Origin of the sequence: Bradyrhizobium sp. AUGA SZCCT0160, from assembly GCF_018130105.1 — a bacterium.
GTDB lineage: Bacteria > Pseudomonadota > Alphaproteobacteria > Rhizobiales > Xanthobacteraceae > Bradyrhizobium.
Genome location: NZ_JAFCMD010000019.1, coordinates 1 through 18,406, shown reverse-complemented (window position 1 = coordinate 18,406; position 18,406 = coordinate 1). Strand labels below are relative to the sequence as shown.

The 18,406-nt window shown below is 62.7% G+C and carries 21 protein-coding genes and 2 pseudogenes; 8 read left to right on the top strand and 15 right to left on the bottom strand.

Annotated features, from left to right (window positions below; genetic code table 11):
* The first annotated feature begins 90 nt into the window (after positions 1 to 90).
* Positions 91 to 621: a gamma carbonic anhydrase family protein gene (locus JQ558_RS26370; RefSeq protein WP_212295611.1), complete on the top strand. Its 531-nt coding sequence runs from the start codon at positions 91 to 93 to the stop codon at positions 619 to 621.
* Positions 622 to 629: 8 nt separating this feature from the next.
* On the opposite strand, the gene JQ558_RS26365 is transcribed toward JQ558_RS26370, so the two are convergent.
* Positions 630 to 797, bottom strand: a complete 168-nt coding sequence (locus JQ558_RS26365; protein WP_212204831.1) for a hypothetical protein — start codon at positions 795 to 797, stop codon at positions 630 to 632.
* A complete protein-coding gene (locus tag JQ558_RS26360; RefSeq protein ID WP_212204833.1) occupies positions 794 to 1,030 on the bottom strand; it encodes a hypothetical protein in 237 nt (78 codons plus the stop codon). Before JQ558_RS26360 ends, JQ558_RS26365 begins: the two co-directional genes overlap by 4 nt.
* A gap of 114 nt (positions 1,031 to 1,144) precedes the next feature.
* On the opposite strand from JQ558_RS26360, the gene JQ558_RS26355 reads away from it, so the two are divergent.
* The gene (locus JQ558_RS26355) at positions 1,145 to 1,633 is read left to right on the top strand and encodes a hypothetical protein (protein WP_212295610.1); all 489 of its coding nucleotides are present in this window, start codon (positions 1,145 to 1,147) and stop codon (positions 1,631 to 1,633) included.
* A gap of 427 nt (positions 1,634 to 2,060) precedes the next feature.
* Here JQ558_RS26355 and JQ558_RS26350 read toward each other — a convergent pair.
* From JQ558_RS26350 to JQ558_RS37945, 5 genes and pseudogenes are all read right to left on the bottom strand, one after another.
* Positions 2,061 to 2,376: pseudogene (locus JQ558_RS26350) on the bottom strand (dienelactone hydrolase family protein); the annotation flags it as partial.
* Positions 2,377 to 2,949: 573 nt separating this feature from the next.
* Positions 2,950 to 3,465, bottom strand: coding sequence for a hypothetical protein (locus JQ558_RS26345; RefSeq protein WP_212274407.1), 516 nt, complete (start codon positions 3,463 to 3,465; stop codon positions 2,950 to 2,952).
* A gap of 158 nt (positions 3,466 to 3,623) precedes the next feature.
* Positions 3,624 to 4,520 (bottom strand): alpha/beta hydrolase, encoded by an 897-nt coding sequence (locus JQ558_RS26340; RefSeq protein WP_212295609.1) that lies wholly within the window; start codon positions 4,518 to 4,520, stop codon positions 3,624 to 3,626.
* Between the two features lie 337 nt (positions 4,521 to 4,857).
* Positions 4,858 to 5,301: an ABC transporter substrate-binding protein gene (locus JQ558_RS37950; RefSeq protein ID WP_212295608.1), complete on the bottom strand. Its 444-nt coding sequence runs from the start codon at positions 5,299 to 5,301 to the stop codon at positions 4,858 to 4,860.
* Positions 5,298 to 5,843: an ABC transporter substrate-binding protein gene (locus JQ558_RS37945; protein WP_212295607.1), complete on the bottom strand. Its 546-nt coding sequence runs from the start codon at positions 5,841 to 5,843 to the stop codon at positions 5,298 to 5,300. The genes JQ558_RS37950 and JQ558_RS37945 overlap by 4 nt, the downstream gene beginning before the upstream one ends.
* Positions 5,844 to 5,895: 52 nt before the next feature.
* On the opposite strand from JQ558_RS37945, the pseudogene JQ558_RS26325 reads away from it, so the two are divergent.
* Positions 5,896 to 6,596: pseudogene (locus tag JQ558_RS26325) on the top strand (IS5 family transposase).
* 164 nt (positions 6,597 to 6,760) lie between these two features.
* Here JQ558_RS26325 and JQ558_RS26320 read toward each other — a convergent pair.
* From JQ558_RS26320 to JQ558_RS26305, 4 genes are all read right to left on the bottom strand, one after another.
* Complete coding sequence (locus JQ558_RS26320; protein ID WP_212295606.1) at positions 6,761 to 7,390, bottom strand: transglutaminase-like cysteine peptidase; 630 nt, start codon at positions 7,388 to 7,390, stop codon at positions 6,761 to 6,763.
* Positions 7,391 to 7,710: 320 nt separating this feature from the next.
* Positions 7,711 to 8,325, bottom strand: a complete 615-nt coding sequence (locus tag JQ558_RS26315) for a PilZ domain-containing protein (RefSeq protein WP_212204845.1) — start codon at positions 8,323 to 8,325, stop codon at positions 7,711 to 7,713.
* 96 nt (positions 8,326 to 8,421) lie between these two features.
* The gene (locus JQ558_RS26310; protein WP_212295605.1) at positions 8,422 to 9,585 is read right to left on the bottom strand and encodes a CynX/NimT family MFS transporter; all 1,164 of its coding nucleotides are present in this window, start codon (positions 9,583 to 9,585) and stop codon (positions 8,422 to 8,424) included.
* A gap of 102 nt (positions 9,586 to 9,687) precedes the next feature.
* A complete protein-coding gene (locus JQ558_RS26305) occupies positions 9,688 to 10,074 on the bottom strand; it encodes a hypothetical protein (protein WP_212295604.1) in 387 nt (128 codons plus the stop codon).
* Between the two features lie 147 nt (positions 10,075 to 10,221).
* Here JQ558_RS26305 and JQ558_RS26300 point away from each other — a divergent pair, with 147 nt between their 5' ends.
* Positions 10,222 to 10,995: an enoyl-CoA hydratase-related protein gene (locus tag JQ558_RS26300; protein WP_212295603.1), complete on the top strand. Its 774-nt coding sequence runs from the start codon at positions 10,222 to 10,224 to the stop codon at positions 10,993 to 10,995.
* On the opposite strand, the gene JQ558_RS26295 is transcribed toward JQ558_RS26300, so the two are convergent.
* Positions 10,982 to 11,542 (bottom strand): PAS domain-containing protein, encoded by a 561-nt coding sequence (locus JQ558_RS26295; RefSeq protein ID WP_212295602.1) that lies wholly within the window; start codon positions 11,540 to 11,542, stop codon positions 10,982 to 10,984. The two genes, JQ558_RS26300 and JQ558_RS26295, sit on opposite strands and share 14 nt — an antisense overlap.
* Before the next feature lie 464 nt (positions 11,543 to 12,006).
* Positions 12,007 to 12,276: a GIY-YIG nuclease family protein gene (locus JQ558_RS37460; RefSeq protein WP_312015034.1), complete on the bottom strand. Its 270-nt coding sequence runs from the start codon at positions 12,274 to 12,276 to the stop codon at positions 12,007 to 12,009.
* Positions 12,277 to 12,519: 243 nt separating this feature from the next.
* Here JQ558_RS37460 and JQ558_RS26285 point away from each other — a divergent pair, with 243 nt between their 5' ends.
* Together JQ558_RS26285 and JQ558_RS26280 are read left to right on the top strand one after the other, a co-directional pair.
* Positions 12,520 to 13,314 carry a rhomboid family intramembrane serine protease gene (locus tag JQ558_RS26285; protein WP_249142641.1) on the top strand — a complete coding sequence of 265 codons (795 nt, stop codon included), beginning with the start codon at positions 12,520 to 12,522 and terminating at the stop codon, positions 13,312 to 13,314.
* Positions 13,315 to 13,514: 200 nt separating this feature from the next.
* Positions 13,515 to 13,943 (top strand): CBS domain-containing protein, encoded by a 429-nt coding sequence (locus JQ558_RS26280; RefSeq protein ID WP_212295599.1) that lies wholly within the window; start codon positions 13,515 to 13,517, stop codon positions 13,941 to 13,943.
* A gap of 3 nt (positions 13,944 to 13,946) precedes the next feature.
* On the opposite strand, the gene JQ558_RS26275 is transcribed toward JQ558_RS26280, so the two are convergent.
* Entirely contained in the window at positions 13,947 to 15,008 is a 1,062-nt protein-coding gene (locus JQ558_RS26275) for a patatin-like phospholipase family protein (protein WP_212295598.1), read from the bottom strand.
* Between the two features lie 221 nt (positions 15,009 to 15,229).
* Here JQ558_RS26275 and JQ558_RS26270 point away from each other — a divergent pair, with 221 nt between their 5' ends.
* The gene (locus tag JQ558_RS26270) at positions 15,230 to 16,297 is read left to right on the top strand and encodes a hypothetical protein (RefSeq protein WP_212295597.1); all 1,068 of its coding nucleotides are present in this window, start codon (positions 15,230 to 15,232) and stop codon (positions 16,295 to 16,297) included.
* A 468-nt stretch (positions 16,298 to 16,765) separates the two neighbouring features.
* Positions 16,766 to 17,263 carry a hypothetical protein gene (locus JQ558_RS37455; protein ID WP_249128616.1) on the top strand — a complete coding sequence of 166 codons (498 nt, stop codon included), beginning with the start codon at positions 16,766 to 16,768 and terminating at the stop codon, positions 17,261 to 17,263.
* Positions 17,264 to 17,480: 217 nt separating this feature from the next.
* Here JQ558_RS37455 and JQ558_RS26260 read toward each other — a convergent pair whose 3' ends face one another.
* Entirely contained in the window at positions 17,481 to 17,687 is a 207-nt protein-coding gene (locus JQ558_RS26260) for a hypothetical protein (protein ID WP_212276501.1), read from the bottom strand.
* Positions 17,688 to 18,406: the final 719 nt, after the last annotated feature.

Here is an 18,406-nt window from a genome sequence, read left to right as displayed (position 1 = left end):
GGAGCCTGTTCGCCTGAGGCGTATCCGCCCTTTGCTTGATCATGCGCTGGCGGCTGTGCCAAGGTCTCCACAAACGGAGACCTGATCATCATGGCGATCTACGAACTCGACGGGCAGGGGCCCGATCTTCCCGCGGACGGAAACTATTTCATCGCGGATACCGCCACCGTCATCGGCAAGGTGCGTCTGAAGAATGGGGCCAGCGTGTGGTTCGGCGCGGTGCTCCGCGGCGACAATGAGTGGATCGAGATCGGCGAAGGCTCCAACGTGCAGGACAATTCGACCTGCCACACCGATCCCGGCTTTCCGCTGAGCATCGGGAAAAACTGCACCGTCGGCCACAACGTCATCCTGCACGGCTGCACGCTCGAGGATGGCGCGCTGGTCGGGATGGGCTCGATCGTGATGAACGGCGCGAAGATCGGCCGCGGCAGTGTCGTCGGCGCGGGATCCGTTATCACCGAGGGCAAGGAATTTCCCGAGCTCTCGCTGATCATCGGCGCGCCGGCGCGCGTGATCCGCACGCTTTCGCCCGAACAGGCGACGGCGATGGGACGAGCGGCGAAGTCCTACGCCATCAACGGACCACGGTTCAAAAACGGTCTGAAGAAGATCGGCTGAACACCGCGTCAGGTATCTTCGGACTCGCTGGCCTCGGCCGCGCCGGCAATTTGCTCGTGCCCGGCGGCCCAGAGCGCATGCTGCTCGCTGCCGTCCTGATAGGGATTGGCTTCAGCCGGGATATTCTCGCGTGCCGCGCGCTGGCCCTGCTCGAACGGATCGGGATCGGTCGTCATGATGTTGCCTTCCGGGCTTTTGACTTCTTCGGTTGTGCAACTTTTTCTGTTTTGGCGCCGGAAAGTCTTGCGCTCTTGCGAAGGGCGTCCTTGAGATCTATCGGGATGCCGTGCTTCTTCAAAACGTCAGCAAAGGCTTCATCGGCCAGTTCTTGAATCGTCGCCATCCGGTCGCGTCCAAGCTGTTTCAGCTTGTCGAACGTGTCGTCGTCGAAGGCAATCAGTTTACGCAAGCGGCCTCGGCTCCGGCAACGTGGCGGATATGATTGCATAATGGTCCGCGCCCGAAATCGTTCCGGCCGGAACAAGCCGGTTTCGCCGTCGTTGAACCAGGAAAGGAGTTCTCGATGACCAAACCAACCGCATTTGCAGCAATGATCGCGCTCGCCATCCTGACCGTGCCTGGCATTTCGTTCGCGCAAAGCGCAGGCGGCGGCAGCGGAAGTGCTGGCGGCACAAGTGCCGGCGGCGCCGCAAGCGGCTCGACAACAGGAAGCAGCAGCGCGGTGGGCACGTCCAATGCGGGATCGGCGGGCGCCGGCCCGACTTCCATCCATGGCGTGCCACCCGGCCCGGCAAACGCGGCCGGTCTGAACAATTCGGGCAACGATCCGAGCGGCACAGGCAACGCGGCCAGGCTTCCCGCTGCGCCCGGCACCAACAGCGCCGGCACCGCCCAATCGTCGGGCCGGGCCGCGAACACCGGGGCCGGGGTCACGACCGGCGCTGCGGGCACAGGGTCGACGGCGCAACCGCATGCCGATGTTGATGCCGCCATCCAACAGGAAAACAGGACCATCGACCGCAAGGTGAAGAGCATCTGCCGCGGCTGCTAGCGACAGCGGTCGCACGTTGCCCGGTCGCGCAGCAGTGCGAACACAAGCCGCGCGATTGCGCCGGTTCAGGTTGCAACTAATCCCGGCCTGGCGGGTTATCGGGATGATTTCGGCGGCCCCGGTGTTTAATCACCGAGGCCGCGTTTGGTTTGCTTGGTTTGCTGGTACGCCGCTTGCATCGCATCGGGGATGCTGAACATGCTCACAGTCCCGGCTTTGACGTTGGTGCTCCTGGGTGTCGTTGTCAGTCTGGGAGCGGCCGTCGTCTGGATGCTCTGGGAAATCGAGCAGACGGTATCCAGGCCGCATCGCAACAGCGATCGCGCCGGATAGGCCGTCTCTCGAAACAGCGCGCAGCCATTTGCTGCGCGCCGTTTTTCACGTCTGTGGTTTGCCCGCAGGTATTCTTAGAGTTTTGACGCGTTTTCTACCGCTGCGCCCACGCGTCGTCGGCCGCATCCTTGCGATAGCTGGCACGGTAGTCGGCGTGGAACCCATGCGAACCCATGCGGGGCGCCCGGATAAATCTTGAACTCGGCGGTCTTCTTGTTCGCCGCCAGGGCGGCCTTCAGGGCTTCCACGGTGGCGACGGGAATGCCGTTATCGGCTTCACCATAGAGGCCCAGCACCGGCGCCTTCATCTCGGGCGCGAGCTGCGTCGGGCTCTTCGGCCACAGCGGGTTCGGCGGATCGACCGGCGGGCCGTAAAACGCGGCGCCTGCCTTCAGCGTGGAACTATGGGCAAGGGGATCCCTCCGCATAGCGATCAAGTTTACGCAGATTGCGTAGATTTACCTGCGCCGAAAACGCATCAAAAACAAACGGGTAGAGCGCGATCCTCATGCATCAGGACCGCACGGGCTCAAGGGAAATGCATTCAGCAAACAATGCCGGCCAAAGGCAAATCACCTGCCTGCGAGGTTCAATTTGATCGTGAATTTCGGAAGCGCCGGGGCGAGGGATGAACGCGGGCAAAAAAACAAGGCCGTCGACGCAGTATACCGTCAACGACCTTGCCAGCCCCGGATATTGAAATCGGCTCACGCCATCCGGTGAACTGCAGCATGCAGGAGATTCCCACGGCCATATGTGAAGCAGTTCACACTCGGAACACAAAATTGGCAGGAAAGCGGGTTTTTGGTGGCATGTGGTGGAGAATTGCCGCCGGGGTCTGCAGCCGGGCACGGCGAACCTGCGCTGAATGCGGCACGATTAGCTAGGCCAAAGGGCGCTGATCGTGCGGGGCACATCGCGGAAGCGCTCGGTCCGTTGCTCTCGCTTTGAGGGGCGGTCCCGGACCGCGTCCGGAACGGGCGTCAGCCGTTCGACCTGCCGCGCTTGAGGGCGCTCTTGCTCGCGCGCGGCTTTGCCGCGCTGGATTTCCTGACCGACCGTTTGCGGGTAGAGGGCGGGGCGGCCGGTTCGGCCGCCTGCGCGCTTGCGAACGATTGCCGCAAGCCGTCGATCGATTCCGTCAGGGTGCCGACCTGTTCGGAAAGCTTTCTGGTATCGGCCTGCTGCGCGGCGAGCAGACGGCGCACCGTCAGCAATTGATCCTGCACCACCTGGAGCTGGTCGATCGATTCCTGCTGGGTGGCTTCGAGGCCCTTGGTTTTCTCGACCAGCTGTTCGGACGCCTGCGCGGTACGCGCCTGCAATTGCCTGACCGCAACAACGCGGTCGGTTTCGGGCGCGGTGCCGGTATAGGCCCGCCACAGCGTAATCGAGCCTATTCCCAGTACGACGATGACGAGGGCAACGGCGCCGATCGCAATTGGCTGACCGCCGATACGCGCAAGCGCACTGGTATTCCCGGGGGCGGGCTCGATCATGAGATTCCAAATCCGGACGTAATTTCAATACCCTCGCTTACCACAGGCTTGGCGGCCCCGAAACCCGGGATTAACCGAATCGAGGCGGGATTCCGGGTAAAACTTCAATATTTCCGGGGTTTTGCGCCGCAAGATGGTCTCGGACGGCCTCACACGCTCTACGGCGGCCCTTGCAGATGCGCGCGGATAAATTGCCCTGCCTTCGCCAATGCGCGGCGTCCGTCGTCCAATCTCGCATTCCAGACCGGCCATGCATGGATCATGTGCGGCCAGATTTCGAGGCTCACCTCGACGTCATTAGATCCGGCGGCGGCGGCCAGCCGTGTGGCGTCCGCCAGCAGTGTTTCCGCCGAGCCGACCTGAATCAGGAGCGGTGGAAAGCCCGCAAGATCCGCAAATAACGGCGAGATCAGCGGATCTCGGCGATCGAGCGGCGACGGCGCATAGGCGTCCGCAAGTTCGGCGAGATAAGTCCGGTGGATCAGCGGGTCGATGGCATCCTTGGTGTCGAGCGTGGTGCCCGACATTGTCAGGTCGGTCCAGGGCGAGACCAGCCAGGCGCAGGCCGGTAGGTCCTCGCCGGCCGCGCGCAACCGGCTGATCAATCCGAGCGCGAGATTGCCGCCGGCACTGTCGCCGCCGACGGCGATGCTTGCCGCCGGTATGCCTTGCTTGCGCAGGAAGCGCCACGCCGTCAGCGCGTCCTCATGGGCAGTTGGGTAGGGGTGCTCGGGCGCGCGCCGATAATCGATCGCGAGCGTGCGCGCTTGTGCGGCGCGGCCCGCTTCCGTCACCATCCGGCGATGGCTCAGTATCGAACCGGAGCAATAACCGCCGCCGTGAAAATACAGCAGCACGCGCGACGGGTCGCTGCCTGATACAAGCGACCACTCGCCGGGCACGCCATCGCAATCGACGGCGTCACATTTCACATCGGAAGCGATCGGCCAGGTCGATCCGACTTCGTCGAGCCGCTGGCGCCGTTCCGACCAGCCGACCGGCCGCGGCTTCGAGCCCAGCAACGCGCGGATGGCATCGATCTCAGTGGCGGCCAAGGTGCGTTCTCCCGATGAGGCCGGCCATCATCGCACGTCGGCCGGGCAGCGGAAAAGCCGAGAGGCGGGCCTATCTCGAAGAGGCCGCAAGAGAGCACAGGGACCCGTTTCAATTCCTCTCGCGCAACCCGAATTGGCAACGGCGTCGAAGGACCGGCGAAACCAAACGCATGCTCGCGTTCTGGCTGCCGGAAGGCTAGGCCGTGAACCCATAAACCCAGCGGCGTGATGCTAAGGCAATGTCCGCTTTGCCCTTATAGCGGCCGGAGTTGTGCGGCAGCGCAAAATGTCGCGATGGGCCACTTTCTGCCGAGAGCAGATGCGGCAAACAGAAGCGCTACTCAATCACCTCGTCGGCGCGTTGCTGAAGGCTCAGCGGCACATTCAGGCCGAGCGCTTTGGCAGTCTTGAGATTGATCACCAACTCGAACTTGACCGGGGCCTGGACCGGAAGCTCGCTCGGCTTGGCGCCCTTGAGGATGCGATCGCCATAGGTCGCCGCGCGCCGATAATTATCGACCTGGTCATTTCCGTACGACAGCAGGCCGCCGACTTCAGCGAAGAGACGGAACGGATAGACGGCAGGTACACGGGCGCGAGCAACCAGCGATGTGATCTCTACGCGATAAGCGGTCAAGAAAATGTCCGGCATCACGATGAGGCCACCATTCGGCTCGCGTGCCAATGCGGCAACGACGGATTCGAGCTCGGACGGGTCGCGAACAGGTGCGGCGATCGCCTCCACGCCGAAGGACGCAACGGCGGCTTTGAAAGGGGTCATGTAATATTCGACATAGGGCGCGGTGCCGGGTTAAACAGGAATGCGACCCGGGCGACGCGCGGCGCTATCTCCTTGAGCAGCCCCGGCCACTTGCCGGCCATCGTCGGCTCGTACAACGTGAACCCGGTGGCGTTGCCGCCCGGCCGCGGAAAGTTCGCGACGAAGCCGCTGCCGACCGGATCGGCAACGTTCGCGAAAATGATGGGGATGGTGCGCGTTTGTTGCAGCATCGCCGCTGTGGTGGGTGTGTTTTGCGTAAGAATGAGGTCGGGCTGCAGCGCGACGAGTTCCTTGGCGAATCGTTGCATCGTCTTCACGTCGGCCGCTGCCCAACGCGTGTCGATCCGGATGTTGCGGCCCTCGGCCCACCCGAGCTTCTGGAGTCCTTCCCGGAACGCCGCGACGAAGGCCTGTCCCTCCCGGTCGTTTTCGGCATAACCCATCAGCACGCCGATCCGCCGCATCGGCTGCTGCGCGCGTGCTGTTAGCGGCCAACCCGCAGCCGCGCCGCCGGCAAGAGCTATGAAATCGCGCCGCCTCAAGACCGCTCCCACGCTGGACAAGGCATCATACCGATCAAGTCTAGCACACTGGATGCGTGGCGTTCCTCGGGTAAAACGACCGCCGTGTTCTCAATGGCATTTTCTGGGTCTTGCGATCCGGAGCACCTTGGCGTGATCTGCCCGAGGCGTTTGGTCCGTACACCACTTGCTATAACCGCTTCGTTAGGTGGCGGCGGGCTGGTGTATGGGACCGCATCATCGACGCGATCGCCGCTGCCCATGATGCCGCTGTCCAGATGATCGATACATCCATTGTCCGCGTGCATCAGTATGGAGCCTGCATCACACGAAACCAGCGCCAATCGTTGGGGAGGTCACGCGGCGGCTTGACGAGTAAAAATTCATGCGGTGGTCGATAGCAATGGTCTGCCGGTACGGCTGGCGCTGAGCCCCGGTGAGGCCCACGGCGTTCGACTTGCCGGAAAACTGCTGTCTCGTCTGAAAGTCGGGTCAATGCTGCTGGCCGACCGTGGCTATGACGCCGACTGGATCAGAGAGCTTGCCATGAAGAAGGGCGCGTGGGCCAACATCCCGCCGAAAAGCAATCGCAGCGATCCGATCTGCTTCAGCCCCTATCTCTACGCGCTCGCAACCAGGTCGAGCGGTTCTTCAACAGGATCAAACAATGTCGTCGGGTGGCGACGCTACGACAGGCTCGCCGCGAACTATCTTGCCTTCGTTCAACTTGCGTCGATTAGACTGTGGCTGCGTGTTAATGAGTCCACGTCCTAGATCAGCGCAGCTCACCCGGTCTATCTGTCCGCACGCCGGCTGCGCTTTGATCCCAAAAAAGGTTGCGGCCAGCCATTGGGGGATGGCTGGCCGCGCGCGAACCGGTCTGGGACGGGGAGGGGTGGGGATGTGACCGGGTCGCGGGTTCGTGAATTCCTTTGTCGTTAGCGATCGCGAGAACTGGCGGTGGCGACCGCAGGGCGGTTGTCACCGAGCGACACCCACAGATTGGGATCGCTCTGCGACTGACGCTTGACGAAGCGGTAGCCGGTCTCCGTCCAGGCGAGGACGTTTTCGTTCTGGTTGTCGAGCACGAATTCGCCCTTGTCGGTCTTGACCGTGAGCACCGCGTGGCCTTCGCCCTTCTTGTCGCGCACCACAGTGATCAGCAGCGCCTCGCGCGGCCAGCCGGCGTCGATCAGCATCTTGCGCTTCAACAGCACGTAGTCCTCGCAGTCGCCGTAGCCGTCAGTCGGCAACGACCATTTCTCGATCACACCCCAATGATCTATGTCGGTGATCGGCTTGATGGTCTCGTTGACCCACTTGTTGACCCTCAGCAAATCTCGCCATGCCGTCTGCGACAGCACGATGTCCCGCGGCTGTGACGCGCCGCCGCGGCAGTCGCCGGGATTCTCGGCGCAGAATTCGACCCAGCCGATCGGCGAACGCGTGGTATCGCCGAGGCTGGCATAGATCGCGTCACCGGCTTTCGCCGAGAAACCCGTAGAGACGCTCATCCCCAGCAGGATGGCGGCAACCGCCAATCCCTTCCCCTGTCCCCTGAACAACATTGTGGCCCCCGTTTCTTGTTGGGACCATGTTTCGCACAAAGGATTTGCGCCGCCGCTAAGTCAGCCAAGTACATTTGACGTGAATACAAGTAAAAACCGCAGCAAATTCGATCTATACTTGAATAAAAATCGCCTAAAATTTGAAACAACTGCAATCGATTCAAATTTTATGCATTAACGCGCCAGGCGCTGCCGCAGCGGCATTTATGGTTGCAAAAGCTGCCGGCGTTAACCGGCTCCGGCAGGCGCCAGAGCGCACAAAGGCGGCATCCGGCAACGCGGATACCGCCTTTTGAGGGGGATTTTGGGCGGCTGGTGCTTTACCGCGCGCTAACCGCGTCTTCGAGCGTCTCGGCAATTTGCTCGTGGACGAACTCGAGCGCGAAGCCTTCCTCGAGATTTCGCACCACCCGGGACTGGACCTTGCCGAGCATCACGAGTGATTTCAGCGGCGGGCGGTTTTCCGCGGCAATCGCCGCACCCGACGCCGAGAGGTCGATGATCCGGCAGGTCATCTTGCTGCCGTCCTCGAGCGTGAGCAGCGCGATCGGGTTGCGCGGCACGATACGGTCGTGGCGGCGGTCTTCCGGCAGATTGAGAATATCGCGGTTGGCGAGCCAGGTCAGCTGGGCGGCGAGTTTGTCGCGTTTGCGCGCGGTCGCCCCCACGGTCATGGCAAAACCGTTGTCGATGATGCGGGTGATCTTGCCCTCAACCCGGCCGATATGGTCGAGATAGGCGATCACGCGGTCGCCGACATTGCCGATGCCAGGCGCAAGCAGGGCCAATCCGCCCGGCGACATATTGATGATCTGGCAAGGAAACTCACGCCGGTCCGGCAGCATGTAGCGGCCGAGCAGGTGGACTTTCACGCGCTGGAAGCGCCGTCGCTCCTGGGCGACCGGTACAGTGGATTTTTTTTGCGCAAACGACATTCTTCGCCACCCGACGTCCGGTCCTTCGGCGTCAGGAAGACCCTAAGGCCGACAGGGTTAATGATGTGTTATCGCCGGTTGCATCAAGTATGTGCATCAAGCTGTGTGTGTCCGTGCCGCCGCCATCCGGTTGAACATCCACAGCAGCAGCGGACACAGCAAAACCATTGCCGCGCCGAAGTCGAATGCGGTGGCGGCGGTCCCCGTCCATTTGGCGAGGCTGCCGCCGACAAACGGCCCCAGCATCATGGCGGCGTAGAACACCGTGAAAAACAGACCCATGCCGATCGCCCGCGTCGCCGGCTGCAAGACCCGCGCAGGCAAGCTCATGATCGGGCCGGCCGGCTGACCGCAGATCAATCCGAGGGCTGCAACCGTCAGGACCACGGCGCTCGTCCGCGGCAGCAGGATCATCAGCATCGCACAGACGAGAGCGGCGGCGACGAGGATGGTTTGCGGACGGCCGGTTCGATCGGCCAGGAAGCCGCCGAAGGGGACCGAGAATACCGCGATCCACAACACGATGCTGATGGCCGATCCCGCGGCGGCGATCGACCAGCCGCGTTCGACCAGCATCGATGGTCCGAAACTGAAAATGATCGCAAAGCCGATGTTGAATAGACCCCAGATCAGACCCGCGGTGATGACGGCGAGAACGGTATTGCGGTCAAGGCGGGCGGCGGTTGTGGACGCCGCGGCATGATCAATCGGCGCACGATATAACAGGGCGATCAGGGCGATGCCGCAGGCGGTGAAGGCGGCGACGGCGAGATGCACGGCATCGACGCCCCAGCGCGTTCCGATCACGGGCAATGTCAGCAGTGAGACGGCGATGCCGGCGGGCCAGGAGTTGACCAGGATCGCCATTGCGGTGGCGATCTCGCGACCTGCGAACCAGTCGGTGAGCATTTTTGTCAGTTGAACGCTGAGGACCACGCCGCCGGCGCCGGCAACCAATCGTCCGCAGATCTGTACGCCCCAGGAAGTGGCAAGGGCCATGGCGAGGCTGCCTGACAGCATCAGCAGCAGCGCGCCCAATGCCGTTTGCTTGTCGCCGAATTTCTGGCCGATCGCGCCGCCGGGCAGGGCGAGCAGGATGCCGGGTGCGAAATAGAGTCCGATCAAGAGGCCGATGTCGGCGATGCTGACGCCGAACTGGTTGCCGAGCAGCGGCGCCACGGCGGCGACGCTTTGAAACTGGAACGCCATGGTGCCGCGAACCACGAACAGGACGGCAAGGATTCCCCAGCGATTGTGCAACGCCTCACTCCCAAGAGTTGTCGTGAAGCCTCAGACCGCGCACCGTCTGTGTCAACGCGCGCACGTATTCTCACGTGCCCGGTGCCCACCGATGCCGTGCAGCTACTTCTGGACCAACTGATTGAGATCCTGCTTGATCGAGTTCAGCAGCGACTCCAGCCGTTCCTGCCTGAATGCGGGTTGCTCCGACACGACAGCTTGAACGGCCGGCTCCGCGATTGCAGTTTGAACGCGCGTCTCGGTGATGCCGGGCTTTCCGGTGATGACGGGTTTTGCGGGGAAGACGGGTTTTTCGGGGAAATTCTGCCGAACCGCTTGAACTTTACGGACAGGCCGCTTCGGAAATACCGATCGAACGGGCTCTTCGGCCTGCGCACCGGCTTCGACGAACTCGCCGTGCAAAACATCCTCGCGCCGTCCCATCAGCCACAGGACCGCCCAATAACAAACCGCCAGTAAAATCACGCAAAAAATAATGATCTCAAACATCGCTCACGTCCAATCCGGTCAGTATCCCGGTAAAGGCCGTTTTCGGTCAAGACCGCTGAAAGCGATTGTTTGTCCGTGCGTTGTTTCGGTACCATGATGCTTAATGTCGGGCCCGCCAGGGCCGGCCAAATTTCGGGGAGGGATGAGATGGCTGGAGTGCAGCGAGACCGCGACGATGCCGTCGGCGTGCTGACACTGGACGAGCCTGCGACGCTGAATGCGATGACACCCGATCTGCTGGGCGATCTGGCCCTCGCGATCCCTGAGATGACCGAGGATCCCGGGGTACGGGCGCTGGTCCTGACCGGCGCCGGCCGCGGCTTTTGCTCCGGCCAGAACCTCAAGGCCGCCGCCATCCTCGGCGACGACATCGTCGATGGCGTGATGCGGTATTACTGGCCGGCCTTCAAGGCGCTGCGTGAATGCAAAGTGCCGGTCGTGGTGGCGGTCAATGGTGTTGCGGCCGGCGGCGGCTTCAGCCTCGCGATGGCGGGAGACGTGATTGTCGCGGCGCGCTCGGCGAGCTTCATTCAGGTTTTCAGCCGGATCGCGCTGGTGCCTGATCTCGGCTCGACCTGGCTGTTGCCGCGCCTGGTCGGCCGGCAGCGTGCGCTCGAACTGATGCTGATGAACGAGCCGCTATCGGCCGAGACGGCCAGGGAATGGGGACTGGTCCGGGAAGTGTTCGATGATGCAGCGCTTCAGGTCGGCGCGCTGGCGCTGGCGCGCAAGCTTGCAAGCGGTCCGACGCGGGCGCTGGTTGCGACACGCCGCCTGATCGAGGAGAGCGAACACTCAAGCTATGCCGATCAGTTCCGGCGCGAAATCGAAACGCAGGCCGAGATCCGCAAGAGCGCGGATGCGCTGGAGGGGCGCAACGCGTTTCTGGAAAAGCGCGCGGCGCGGTTCAGCGGCCGGTAATCCCTTCATAGACCATAAAGCCGCGCGCGATGGCGAGCTTGCGCAAGGCACGGGGAACGAGTTTCTCCGGCCGGTGCAGATAGCGCCACGACGTCAGCTTGAAATCCTTCAGCGTGCCGAGATCGTCCTCGAACGGCGCCAGCAGGCCGGTGACGCTGATCGGCGCGTGCGCGCGGTTGTTGAACGGCAGCAGCAGCAATTCCAGATGCGCCGTCCGGCCGTCTTCCGAGGTCGCGGTGATGCCGGCGATGGCGGCCAGCATTTCCTCGGCGACGTAAGTCACGATGTCTTCGATTTCGCGGCGGCTCTCTTCGGCAAACAGCGCCGAGAAGCTGCTGTCCTTTGCGTCGCGGCCGAGCAGGGCGCAGACCCGGGTTCCGGCGACGCGAAAGGGGAAGCCGGCCTCGTTTTCGTAACCCAGCACGAAGATGTCGCCGAGCAGTTCGCGTACCGCTGACGGTTCGATCTCGCTGCGGTCAGGTGCCCGCGCGTGGCCGCGTTTTGCGTCCCAATAGGCAAAAAACTGACGGCTCGATGGATGTTTCATACGTTGGCCTTGCCCCCGCCCGTGGCCTGGCGGCACATATCTGTCCCGATTTTGCTCACGTGCTGTCCCTTCTGTGTTGTGCAGGACAGGCTGTGCAGCGTCCATGCCGTGGACGCGGTTTGGCCGCTTTGGCGGCGGCTTTGCGTTGTTAACGTTAAATTAACTATGCGATTGGCGATCCCGATGCGGCCTGCGTAGAGTGGAACGCATCGGACCCGGCCGGCTTATCTCCGACTTACCGGCTCGGCTCGGTTGGTACACAGGTGGCGTCAAACAGTTTGGTCGTCGCGCGGGGAGGGGTGGGGATGTTCCCTAAACTCCAGGGGCGCGAAAAGATCGGCACACGATGAGGGAGGATGTTCTCAGCATCCTCCCTTTTTCTTTTTTTGGCACAGCAGTTTCGTGTCCCGGACGCAGTGCAGCGCCCTTGCGGTGCACTGCAGAGCCGGTACCCATCTAAGCCGCTACGCGTTCAGCTCGTTCGCCAGATCCCGCCAGTCCGGATTGAGTTTCTCGATCAATTCGATCTTCCAGGCGCGCCGCCACCGCTTCATCGCGTGTTCCCTCGCGCGAGCTTCAAGGACGGAATCGAACGCCTCGAAATAGACGAGCAGATCGACGCCGTATTTTCGGGTGAAACCGGGCACCAGCTTGGCTTTGTGCTCGGCGATGCGGCGGGCGAGATTATTGGTGACGCCGATGTACAGCGTTCCATTTCGCTTGTTTTCGAGGATGTAGACGAAGAAGGGGCGTCCATGCGTAACTTGAACCTGAAGAGGTCTTCGGCGGGCGTTGTTTGATATAGTATACCGCAAATTGTGGGTCCCGGCTCTGCGGAGCAGCGTTGCACGCTGCACCGCGTCCGGGACACGAGGGTGATGTCCACCACGGCCATTTTGTGCACTTGCACAGCGCGGGCAAAGCCGCCTATCTGGGCCGATCATTCCCCAAAGCCGCCTCTAAAGGTCCCTGGCCCCTTGGAATCCCAGCCTGAAACCCAGCTTGACGCCCCGGACGGTCCGCGAGAGCCGATCCTGACCCTGCCGGGTGCGCTGACGGCCTATATCGCGCTGATCGCGGTCATCCATCTGCGGGTGCTGCTGCCGCCGGAACTCGAGAACTGGACCATCGACGTCTTCGGTTTCATTCCGAAACGTTACGATTCGACGCTGCTCAACATCGAATTTCCCGGCGGCGCGGGCGCCAAGGTCTGGACCTTCGTCACCTATTCGCTGCTGCACGCCAATCTGGCCCATATCGGCTTCAACGTGCTGTGGCTGTTGCCGTTCGGCAGTGCGCTGGCGCGCCGGTTCGGCGCGGCCAGGTTTTACGTGTTCATGGCGGTGACGGCCGCGGCCGGCGCGCTTGCGCATCTGCTCACGCATGAACACGGGATCGCGCCGATGATCGGCGCGTCGGCGTCGGTGTCCGGCACCATGGCGGCCGCCATGCGCTTTGCGTTTGTGAAGGGGAGCTTTCTGTCGTTCAGCCGCGGCGATGCGGATGAAGCGGCGAAGGTGCCGGCGCTGTCGCTCGGACAGGCCTTTCGCGACACGCGCGTGCTGGGATTCCTGGCGGTGTGGTTCGGCGTCAACATCATCTTCGGCGTCGGATCGATTGCGATCGGCGTCGATGGCGGCACCGTGGCATGGCAAGCGCATATCGGCGGATTTCTCGCCGGCCTGATGCTGTTCTCGCTGTTCGATCCGGTGCCGCGGATGGCAACACATGCTGCAGATGCGTCATCGCCTGACGAGGCCGACCGCGTCTGATCGTCGCTTGCGGCGCACCGCGATTTCATTCATCATCGTCTATGTCGTGATGCAAAGACAAAGCCCGCTGCCGTGCAAGACAGCCGAGCTACGTAACCGCGCCTGAGCTCTTGAAACGAAGACGGCGCAAAACTGTTGATTGAACACTCGCGAACAAGTCGAACCCCCAAAAGGGGTGCGCACCGATTCAGGAGGCGGCAATGACGGTACGTGCAATTCTCGATTCCAAAGGCCATCACATCCTGAGCGTCGAGCCGGACGTCAAACTTTCGGCCGCGGTCAAACTGCTTGGCGAGCGCAAGATCGGCGCCGTGCTGGTCATGAACCAGGGACATCTCGAAGGCATCCTGTCGGAACGCGACATCGTTCGTGTGCTCGGCGAGCGCGGCGCCAAGGTGCTGGATGAACCGGTCAGCGCCGTGATGACGCGCAAGGTGGTCAGCTGCCGGGAGGCGGACACGGTCAGCGGCATCATGGAAATGATGACGCTGGGCAAGTTCAGGCATTTGCCTGTCGTCGAGGACGGCAAGGTGGTCGGCCTGATCTCGATCGGCGACATCGTCAAGCGCCGGGTCCACGAATATGAAGCCGAGCAGGAAGCGCTGCGCGACTACATCAAGACCGCCTGAGCGCTATTCTTTCTCTGGTCCGGCCTTTTCGGCGGCCGCGGCGGCTCCGGCCGCTGGCGGCGCCAGAATGTGGATCGCTTCCTGGATGGAATCGATGGCGCGCTCTGCGGCGCGCACGCCATGGGCGATCAGCTCGTCGGCGCGGTGAAAATCGAACCAGCCGATCTTGCCGACGCGGGGTGAGATCAACAGATCCGGCGGATCGCCGGCCAGCCGCGCGCGGGTGATGCGGTCCTGCATGATGTTGAAGGCGTCCACCATGACGGTGGAGATTCCCGGCCGGCCGCCGCCGCCGAAGAATTCGCGCTTCATGGTGCGTTCGGCCGAGAAAAACCTGCCGAAGCCGCGCTTTGCCGGCTCGGCTTCAGGTATTGCTTCCGGTGCGACCGAAACCGTCAGGTCGGTTGCCGCGCCGTGGGAATAGATCGTCGTCGCGTGTGTGAAGATGTCGCTGGAGAGATTGGCCGCGATGACGATCTCGGCGCCGAGGGCGCGCGCCGCTGACACCGGAACCGGGTTGACCAGGGCGCCGTCGACCAGCCAGCGATCACCGATCAGGACCGGCGAGAAGATACCGGGCAGCGCATAGGAGGCGCGCATCGCGTCGATCATGCGGCCATGGGTCAGCCAGATTTCGTGGCCGGTGCGGACTTCAGTGGCGACGGTGGCGAATTTCACCGGCAGATCCTCGATCAGGCTCTGGCCCAGCGTCGTCTCGAGTTCGGCGGCGAGCTTGGCGCCGCCGATCAGGCCGGAGCCGTTGAGGCGGATATCGAGATAGCCGAAGATGTTGCGCGGCTGCAGGCTGCGCGCCCAGGCCTCCACCTTGTCGAGTTGTCCGGAGGCATAGGCGCCGCCGACCACCGCACCCATCGAGGTTCCCACCACGACATTGGGATGGATGCCGTGCGCGACCAGGGTCTTGATGATGCCGAGATGGGCAAAGCCGCGCGCGGCGCCGCCGCCTAGCGCCAGCCCGATCACCGGTCGGCGGATACTGCCGAGCCCTACCTCGTCGTGGCCGTCGGAGCCCTTTTGGCCGCGGCCCATCCAATTATCCAACACCAAGAACTCTCCTGCGGCTCAAGCATATTCGCCGCGGCGTCGCCGTGCCAGAATCACCTGATCAATTCCCGATGCATGGTTTATTCCGCGGCCAAGGCGGCCTAGGCGGGGATTATGACTGGACCACGACCGCGGGATCAACTGCTGTCCGTGGCCCAAAGGGGGTAATCGGGCCGCTCTGCAGGCTTGAATTTGCCGCGTTTTCAGTGAAAAGCATGGCCATGACTTGGCGAGGCAATGGCATCGGCGGGGACGGGGGCGCGTGGCGGCTTTTCCCGCGGCTTCTGCTTGTCCCAATGTTTGCCTTGGTGTTGCTGACACCTGGCCCGGTTTCAGCCCAGATGTTCTCCGATCGCCCACCGCCGGTGCCGCCGGGTTCGATTCCGGATGCGCCCTCCGGCCCAGCGATGAATCTGGCGCCGCCCGGCTCGATTCCCACCCTGCCGCCAACGTTGACGCAGCCGACCCTGGTGCCGCCGTCGATCGCCACCGTCCCGCCGCCGGCGCCACCACCGGGCGCCTCGCCGCCCGGCCAGGCCGTGCTGTCCTTGACGGCGCGCTACGGCAAGGATTTGCCGGTCATCAACAGCGGACTGGTGTGGCGGGTGTTCGCCGACAAGCCGGACGACAACGGCACGTTCCGCCTGATCCGCGAGGACCGCGGTGCGACCCCGAACATCGTGCTGCCGCCGGGCAATTATGTCGTGCACGTCGCGCTCGGCCTCGTCAGCGCGGTGCGGGCGGTGAGCCTGAAGTCGGAGACCGATCGCGAATCCTTCGTGCTTCCGGCCGGTGGGCTGCGCATCGAAGGCCGCGTCGGCACCTCCAAGATTCCGCCGAACCAGATTTCGTTCGCGATTTATAAAGGCAGCCAGTTCGACGGCGCCGAGCGGACCTCGCTGTTGCCCAACGTCGCAGGCGGCGACGTCGCGCTGTTGCCGGAGGGGACCTACTACATCATCTCCAACTACGGCGACGCCAATTCGGTGGTCCGCTCCGACATCCGCGTGCAGGCCGGCAAGCTGACCGACGTGATCGTCACCCACCGCGCCGCCGTCATCACGCTGAAGCTGGTCAGCGACAGGGGCGGCGAGGCGCTCGCCAACACCGCCTGGTCGGTCATCACGCCGGGCGGCGACGTCATCAAGGAATCGATCGGCGCGTTCCCCCGCGTCGTGCTGTCCGAAGGCGAATACCGCGCCATCGCCAAGAACGAAGGCAAGGTGTTCGAGCGCCCGTTCAACGTCGTCAACGGCGTTGACGGCGAGGTCGAGGTCGTGGCGCGGTAATCGATCCGGCCAGTTCCCATCAAGGAAACGAAAAGCCCCACCTGTGAGGGCGGGGCCAAGTGGGGTTGGTTAGATTGGGTTATCGCAGCATCGAGCCGCCGTCACCTCACTCGGAAGGGTTACCTCGAAGTGGTACGCGCATCGCTCGCGCTCCACCACCGACTGTCATGGCCGTAGTTGTGGGGCGGACTGAGCCCAACGGGTCCGCGCAAGGCGCGGCCCGATGACAGGCTCCGGCGTAATCCGCCATCTTGGGTCAATCGCTGCGGGGCGTCCTTTCCGCATTCTCCGCGCCAATTGCATAAGCGCGACGATCATTCGACAGATGGCGTCGGATAGAGCACAGACGCACGTTTGCGATGTAACTGGGGCGGCGGACTACGCCACGGAACCCGCGCCTTTGTTTAGTACTTTGCTGTGCCGGTCCGGCAGGTTACTGTTGGGTATAGGGAGCGAGGAAAAACGGCCGTGCTACTCAAGCTCAGTACGCATATCTCGAGTTGCCTTGAGCGTGCTTCCAATGCAGAGCAGCGCGCGCTGGAATCGACCGATCCCGCGAGCCGTTCCGACAATGAGTTGCTGGCGCAGAGCTGGCGTCACCTCGCTCGCAGCTATCAGTTTGTCGAAAGCCTTGAACGCTTTTTGTCCGAGACGGACCGTGACAAGAAAAGCGCACTCCCTTCCGAAATGCTGGCTGTTGTGGAACAAGAGCCGGTGGCCCCCGAAAGCAAGCCCATCATCCGGCGCCCGCGGGTCAGGCATGAAGCGTCGTTCAGCGACAGACTTCTGAAAAACGCGCAAGACGCGCGCGAGCAGGCGGCCGGGCTACCGGCAGGACCCGCGCGCGAGCGCCTGTTGCTGAAGGCCAAACAGAGCGAAACCGCGGCAGGTATCGATACGTGGGTGTCTTCGCCCGGATCGCATCCGCCGGACAATCTCGACTTCCTGAAGAAACCGAAGGCTTGATCCTTCGCTGCAGGATTATGGCGCGCACGCCCCAGGACAAACGAACGGCGCGGCCCCATTATTTTCGGGATGCGACACGCCGAGATGAGGCGGCCTCACAGCGCGACGATCAGGATTATATAGAGCAGGCTGCCAGCCAACACGGTACACCAAGCGACGGACGCGGCGAGGAGCAAAGTCTCGCGGGTTGCTCGCAACTGGGCCATGGGCCTTAAACCTACGCCGATTTCGGCGGTTGCAACGCCGGCGATCTCAACCATGCGCTCATGTGCGAGCCTGTTTCGGCCTGCCGGGCTTTGCGGATCACGGCATCTCGCGCGGCCCCAGGTCGAAGCAACTTTGCTTGCGCTCGCAATCGCTTCGCTTCTTCGGCTAATCGTTGCTCCAGGGATTCCGTCTGCTTGATGTGCCTGCGTTCGGTCATCGTGCTGCCTCCCCGATTTTCGTTCGACAACCGGGTGGCTAATCGGGGGTTCCTAATGTTCCTATTTCCCGGCGCGCTCTTGAGAAGGCGGTCGGGATCGGACTCGACTATCTCCAGCGATCGCTCACGCCTGGAGTAAGCCAGCCGCGTCAGGCCCGGCTAACCTGCTTCCACGCCATCGCCAAATTCACTTGGACTACCAGGTAAAGGCCGGTACCGATAGGAACGATTCAACTTCAGATGGATTAGCTAGCCGCTCGCCCGGCGATGCTGCCCTCAAGGTCGCCGGACGGACCGGAAATGGCCCCAGTTCTTCCTCCCGAAGCTGGGGCCGTTTCTATTGTACTGCCTCAAAAACTGCGTCGCGTCGCGCGCAAGCGCAATCTGGTGGCCCGCGTGCGACAAATCAACCCGACGGGCAAATCAGTTCTGATTTCCGGAATTCATGTCAAGCCCCGAAATAAAAAATATTTCGCTTTTACAGAACCAAAATCAGGTGCATATATTTGCCCATCCCGTCCTGGTCAGAAGGGCGTCGGCCGTCGTCACGGACGTTGGACGGGTTGCGGTGGACGCTGGTTTGCGCTGAGACGACGGCGCGGACTAAGCGTACGGCAAAACTGTGTGGTCCTGGCGCCCGTTGCAGGCGTCAAGCTGTCGGAGAAGCGCAAGCGGGAACGGCAGCGACGGAGTCAACCAAGAACTCGTCTCCGGGGAGA

Bases quoted from the DNA above. Each gene is read 5' to 3' on its own strand.
- JQ558_RS26365 (WP_212204831.1), bottom strand. From the start codon at position 797: ATGACGACCGATCCCGATCCGTTCGAGCAGGGCCAGCGCGCGGCACGC.
- JQ558_RS26315 (WP_212204845.1), bottom strand. From the start codon at position 8,325: ATGTCGTTTGCGCAAAAAAAATCCACTGTACCGGTCGCCCAGGAGCGA.
- JQ558_RS26305 (WP_212295604.1), bottom strand. From the start codon at position 10,074: ATGTTTGAGATCATTATTTTTTGCGTGATTTTACTGGCGGTTTGTTAT.
- JQ558_RS26355 (WP_212295610.1), top strand. From the start codon at position 1,145: ATGACCAAACCAACCGCATTTGCAGCAATGATCGCGCTCGCCATCCTG.
- JQ558_RS26300 (WP_212295603.1), top strand. From the start codon at position 10,222: ATGGCTGGAGTGCAGCGAGACCGCGACGATGCCGTCGGCGTGCTGACA.
- JQ558_RS26320 (WP_212295606.1), bottom strand. From the start codon at position 7,390: ATGTTGTTCAGGGGACAGGGGAAGGGATTGGCGGTTGCCGCCATCCTG.
- JQ558_RS26280 (WP_212295599.1), top strand. From the start codon at position 13,515: ATGACGGTACGTGCAATTCTCGATTCCAAAGGCCATCACATCCTGAGC.
- JQ558_RS37950 (WP_212295608.1), bottom strand. From the start codon at position 5,301: ATGACCCCTTTCAAAGCCGCCGTTGCGTCCTTCGGCGTGGAGGCGATC.
- JQ558_RS26370 (WP_212295611.1), top strand. From the start codon at position 91: ATGGCGATCTACGAACTCGACGGGCAGGGGCCCGATCTTCCCGCGGAC.
- JQ558_RS26345 (WP_212274407.1), bottom strand. From the start codon at position 3,465: ATGATCGAGCCCGCCCCCGGGAATACCAGTGCGCTTGCGCGTATCGGC.
- JQ558_RS26260 (WP_212276501.1), bottom strand. From the start codon at position 17,687: ATGACCGAACGCAGGCACATCAAGCAGACGGAATCCCTGGAGCAACGA.
- JQ558_RS26270 (WP_212295597.1), top strand. From the start codon at position 15,230: ATGACTTGGCGAGGCAATGGCATCGGCGGGGACGGGGGCGCGTGGCGG.
- JQ558_RS26295 (WP_212295602.1), bottom strand. From the start codon at position 11,542: ATGAAACATCCATCGAGCCGTCAGTTTTTTGCCTATTGGGACGCAAAA.